A 5790-nucleotide genomic window follows, 5' to 3' on the forward strand; every position below is an offset into this window, starting at 1 on the left:
CGGCGGCGAGCGCCTGGTGGTCGGGGTGCCGTGCGAGCGAGACGCCGGCGCCGGCGCCGACCGCGACCGTCGCGGCAGGCGCGACAGCGGCGGCGACAGGCGTTGCGCCTGCGGCGACGCCGGTGCGTGCGGCGCTCGGGGGCGGTGCCGCGCCGCCCGCCGCGGCGTTCGTCGGGACGGCGGGCTGCGCCGACTGCCACGCCGAGGCGGCGGCCGCGTGGCGCGGCTCGCAACACGCGGCCGCGATGCAGCCGGCGATGCCCGCGACCGTGCTCGGCGACTTCGCGAACGCGCGGGTCACCGCCGGCGGCGTCACCTCGACGTTCACCCGGCGTGGCGACGACTTCGTCGTCCGCACCGACGGGCCCGACGGCAAGCTCGCCGAGTACCGCCTGACGTGGACCTTCGGCGTGTATCCGCTCCAGCAGTACCTCGTCGATTTTCCCGACGGGCGGAAGCAGGCGCTGCCGCTCGCGTGGGACGCGCGGCCGAAATCCCAGGGCGGGCAGCGCTGGTTCCACCTCTATCCGAACGAGCGCATCGATCATCGCGATCCCCTGCACTGGACGCGGCTCCAGCAGAACTGGAACTTCGTCTGCGCCGACTGCCACGCGACGAACCTGCGGCGGAACTACGATCCGGCGACCGACCGCTTCGCGACGACCTGGTCGGAGCCGAACGTCGCCTGCGAGGCGTGCCACGGACCCGGCTCGAATCACGTGGCGTGGGCGGAGCGCCGTCCCGGTTCGGAGGCGTGGCCGGCGCACGGGCTCGCGATCGCGCTCGACGAGCGCGCGGGGGTCGCGTGGACGCCGTCGGCGACCGCGCCGACGCGGAGCCGCCCGCTCGCGACCCGTCGTGAGGTCGAGACCTGCGCCGTCTGCCACGCGCGGCGCCGCCCGCTCGGGCTCGACCCGAACCCGACCGGCCGCCTCCTCGACACCCACGTGCCGGCGCTCCTCGAGCCCGGACTCTACGAGGCCGACGGGCAGCAGCACGACGAGGTCTACACCTGGGGCTCGTTCGTGCAGAGCAAGATGTACGCGCGCGGCGTCATCTGCGGCGACTGCCACGAGCCGCACGGCGGGAAGCTCCGCGCGCCCGGAAACGCGGTCTGCACCCAGTGTCACGCCGCCGCGATCTACGACGGCGCCGCGCACCACCATCACCGCGAGGCCTCGGCGGCGTCGGCCTGCACGGCGTGCCACATGCCGACGCGGACCTACATGATGGTCGATCCGCGCCACGATCACTCGCTGCGCGTGCCGCGTCCGGACCTGACCATCGCCGACGGGACGCTGAACGCGTGCAACGGCTGCCACGGCGAGCGCGACGCGGCGTGGGCCGCGGCCGCGGTCGTCGCGTGGTACGGCCCCGAGCGCAAGGGCTTCCAGAGCTACGGCGGGGCGCTCGCGGCCGGCCGCGCCGGGGCGCCCGGCGCCGCCGCGAAGCTCGCGGCGTTCGCCGGCGACGCGGCCGCACCCGAGATCGCGCGCGCGACGACGGCGTCGATGCTGGACCGCTTCCCGGATGCTGCGGCACTGCCGGCGCTCCGGGCCGCGCTCGCCGACCCGAGCCCGCTCGTGCGGGTCGGTGCGCTCGATGCCGTCCGCGGGCTGCCGCCCGACGCGCGGGTCGCGCTCGCCGGCCCGCTCGCCGACGACCCCGTGAAGGCGGTGCGCGTGCAGGCGGGGCGGGCGCTCGCGAGCGCGCCGCTCGACGCGCTCGCGCCGCCCGACGCGGCGCTGGCGCGGCGCGCCGTCGACGAGTGGGCCGCGTCGGAGCGCGCCGTCGCGGAGCGCCCCGAGGCGCACCTGAACCTTGGCGTCGTCGCGGCGGAGCGCGGCGACGCCGCGGGCGCCGAAGGCGAGTACCGCACCGCGCTCAGGCTCGATCCCCTGTTCGTGCCCGCGTACGTCAACCTCGGAGACCTCTACCGTGCGACGGGCCGTGCCGCCGCTGCGGCCGCCGTCCTTGCCGAGGGCCTCACCGCCGTACCGGACGATCCGACGCTGCTGCACGCGCTCGGCCTCCAGCGCGTACGCGAGGGCCGTCGCGACGACGCGCTCGTCCTGCTCCGACGCGCCGCGAAAGCGCGTCCGGACGATGCCCGCTTCGCCTACGTCTACGGCGTCGCGCTCCACTCCGCCGGGCGGCGCGACGAGGCGACGGCCGTGCTCACCGCCGCGCTCGCGCGCGCGCCGTACGACCCGGAGCTGCTCTCCGCGCTCGCGACGTTCGAGCGCGACGCGGGCCGCGGCGACTCGGCGCTCGGCTACGCACGCCGCCTCGCGGCGATCGCTCCCGACGACGCGAGCGTGCGGGCTCTCGTGCGTGATCTCGGGGGCAGGTGACTCCGGCGTCGATCAAGGGCGGCGGAGGGTTTCCGACGGACGCTCGCCGAAGAGGCGGCGATACTCGCCGGCGAAACGCCCGAGCTCGAAGAAGCCCCAGCGCAGCGCCACGTCCGTCACCGTCGTGGGCGGCGCCGACGCCTGCGCGGACGCGCGCAGGAGGTCGCGGCGCGCCCGGTTGAGTCGCACGAGCTTCAGGAAGCGCACCGGCGTCACGTCGAGGTACTCGCGGAAGCCGTATTCCAGGGTCCGTTCGCTGACCCCTGCGATGCCGCACAAGTTCGCAGCCGTCGTGTCGGCGTCCGGATGGTCAGTCACGTACTCGATCACGCGTCGGACGCCTCTTCGCCGACGTCCGTACGCCGCGACCGGCGTCGGCTCCGCCGCCGACGTGAGTGCGCCCACGGTCAGCCGGACGAGCTCGGCTTCGACGGCCGTGCGTGTCCGCTCGCCCGCCAGGAGGGAGGGCTGGTGCATCATGCGTTCGAGGGTTCGCGTGATCATCGTCCGGAGATGCCCGATCGCCGAGCTCGAAGCCGGACGGCCGACGTTTCGGAACCAGTCGTCACGTGGCGCGTGGCCGAGGAGAGCGGACGCCTCGCGCTCGAACCACGCGCGCTGGAAGACGCACGAGACGTAGTCGATAGGGCCGGCGAACCGTATGTCCCAGCCGCCCCCCGCCGCCTGGGCGACGTTCGTCGGGCGCAGGTCGCGCCCGCAGAAGCGGATGGCGCCGCCCGCCGACAAGATGATTCCGAAGGGGAGGAGACTCGACGGCGGCGCGGCTTCCACGAACATCCCGGCACCGAGGCGCTCGCGGAACACCTGCACGCTGCCGAGGCGGGCGTCGACCAGCTCCGCCTCCATCGGCCCGGGCTCGAGCTGGACGTAGCGGCGGTTCTTGCCCGGCTGCGCGGCGGCCAGCTCCCCCATGTCCGCCGTCCGGACGACTCGTAGGCAGGCGTCTGTCACAACCGGGATCGCATCTCCGACGATTTGCGGAAAGTGCATAGCGGTGCGTCCCGGCATGATGCAAGCAAGCACGGATACGATGCATCGAGGCACCCGTTCTCAGTGGCGACTCTCGCCTTTCGCGAGAAAGTGTGAATCGAGGAGCCTGGAGTCGTTGGTCACGACCGGTACGCCACGCCGCCTGCATTCGGAAAACGCGTGACCCGGCGATGGGCTTTGTTCGGGGAGGCTGCGCGAACGTCATCAGAGGGGAGAACGCAACGCATGTCGCAATCGAAATACATCTTGGTATCGGGGCTCTGTGTGGTGCTGGGGCTTGCGGGCTGCGCCACGACGAAGCAGGTCTCGGTGAAGCAGGTGAAGGAGTCGGGCTTCCTCGGCGACTACTCGAGGCTGACCCCCGGAGATACCGCCAAGGGTCAGGCGCTGCTCCGCTACGTGAATGCGACCGCCCAGTGGACCCAATACAAAGCGGTCGTCATCGAGCCGGTCACCTTCTGGGGCACCGACGCCACCAAGCTCTCGCCGTCGGCGCAGCAAGCGCTCACCACGTACTTCCGGAGCGCCCTGGAGACGCAATTCGGAACGAAGATGAAGGTGGTCGAGGCGCCCGGGCCGGGCGTCATGAAGATCCAGGTGGCGATCACCGACGCCGAGAGCGCGACGCCGGTGCTGCGTACGGTCTCGCTGGTCGTGCCCCAGGCGCGTGCTCTCAACACCTTGCAGTCGGTCGCGACGGGCCACTGGGCGTTTGCCGGCGGCTGTCAGATCGAGGCTCGGTTGAGTGACGCGAGCACCGGCCAGACGCTCGGTGAGATGGTGGACCGGCGCGTCGGCGGCAGTTCGATGAAAGCGGCCGCCCAATGGCAGTGGGGCGACGTCCAGAACGCCATGGACTCGTGGGCTACCGAGTACGCCGCGCGCGTGTCGGCGTGGACGACCGGCAAGGCCGCGCCCGGCAACCCGCCGACGGCGAGCTGACGTCCGCGGCCATCATGGAATCAAAGAGGAGGAAGACGTCGATGAATCTCTTCGCTCGTTCGCTGTGCGCGGTTCTGGCGTTGGTGCTGGCGGCTCTGCCGGCGCACGCCGAGGACAAGAAACCCAACATCATCCTCATCCTCTCCGACGACTTCGGGTACGGGGATTCGAGTCCGTACGGCGGGGGACCGGGTCGGGGCATGCCGACCCCCAGCCTCGAGCGGTTGGCGAACGAGGGGATGACCTTCTACTCGTTCTACGCGCAGCCGAGCTGCACCCCGGGCCGCGCCGCCGTGCAGACCGGGCGCATCCCGAACCGGAGCGGCATGACGACCGTCGCCTTCCAGGGACAGGGCGGCGGGCTGCCGGCGGCGGAATGGACGCTGGCGTCGGTGTTGAAGCAGGCCGGGTACCAGACCTTCTTCACCGGCAAGTGGCACCTCGGCGAGGCCGACTACGCGCTGCCGATCGCGCAGGGCTACGACGAGATGCGATACGCCGGCCTCTACCATCTGAACGCCTACACCTACGCCGATCCGACGTGGTTCCCCGACATGGACCCCGACCTGCGTGCGATGTTCGTGAAGGTCACCCAGGGGTCGCTCTCCGGGAAGGCCGGCGAGAAGGCGCACGAGGACTTCAAGATCAACGGGCAGTACGTGAACACGCCCGAGAAGGGCGTCGTCGGCATCCCCTTCTTCGACGAGTACGTCGAGAAGGCGTCGCTCGAGTACCTCGACAGGGCGGCCAAGGCCGACAAGCCCTTCTTCATGAGCGTCAACTTCATGAAGGTGCACCAGCCGAACCTCCCGGCGCCCGAGTTCCAGCACAAGTCGCTGTCGAAGACGAAGTACGCCGACTCGGTCGTCGAGAACGACACCCGCATCGGGCGCGTGCTCGACAAGGTGCGGTCGCTCGGGCTCGACAAGAACACCTACGTGTTCTGGACGACCGACAATGGCGCCTGGCAGGACGTGTACCCGGACGCCGGCTACACGCCGTTCCGCGGCACCAAGGGCACGGTCCGCGAGGGCGGCAACCGCGTGCCCTCGATCGCGTGGGGCCCGAAGATCAAGGCCGGCGCGAAGAACTACGACATCGTCGGCGGACTCGACTACATGGCGACCTTCGCCTCGCTCGCGGGTGCAAAGCTGCCCGACAAGGACCGCGAGGGGAAGCCGACCGTCTTCGACAGCTACGACATGTCGCCGGTCCTCTTCGGAACCGGCAAGTCGGAGCGCAAGAGCTGGTTCTACTTCACCGAGAACGAGCTCACGCCGGGCGCGGCTCGCGTCGGCAACTACAAGGCGGTCTTCAACCTGCGTGGCGACAACGGGCAGGCGACCGGCGGCCTCGCCGTCGATACCAATCTCGGCTGGAAGGGGGAGGAGAAGTACGTCGCCATCGTGCCGCAGGTGTTCGACCTCTGGCAGGATCCCCAGGAGCGCTACGACGTCTTCATGAACAACTACACGGAGCACAC

At 71.1% G+C, this 5790-nt stretch carries 4 protein-coding genes; 3 read left to right on the plus strand and 1 reads right to left on the minus strand.

Annotated features, from left to right (window positions below):
- On the plus strand, positions 1-2354 hold a 2354-nt coding region (locus IT293_16020), incomplete at its 5' end, for a tetratricopeptide repeat protein (GenBank protein MCC6766166.1).
- Between the two features lie 12 nt (positions 2355-2366).
- On the opposite strand, the gene IT293_16025 is transcribed toward IT293_16020, so the two are convergent.
- The gene (locus tag IT293_16025) at positions 2367-3287 is read right to left on the minus strand and encodes a helix-turn-helix domain-containing protein (GenBank protein ID MCC6766167.1); all 921 of its coding nucleotides are present in this window, start codon (positions 3285-3287) and stop codon (positions 2367-2369) included.
- 303 nt (positions 3288-3590) lie between these two features.
- Here IT293_16025 and IT293_16030 point away from each other — a divergent pair, with 303 nt between their 5' ends.
- A complete protein-coding gene (locus IT293_16030; GenBank protein ID MCC6766168.1) occupies positions 3591-4307 on the plus strand; it encodes a DUF3313 domain-containing protein in 717 nt (238 codons plus the stop codon).
- Positions 4308-4321: 14 nt separating this feature from the next.
- Positions 4322-5790: arylsulfatase (locus IT293_16035; protein ID MCC6766169.1), on the plus strand; the 1469-nt coding region annotated here is incomplete at its 3' end.

The sequence above is a fragment of the Deltaproteobacteria bacterium genome (assembly GCA_020848745.1).
Taxonomy (GTDB): Bacteria; Desulfobacterota; Binatia; order UTPRO1; family UTPRO1; genus UTPRO1.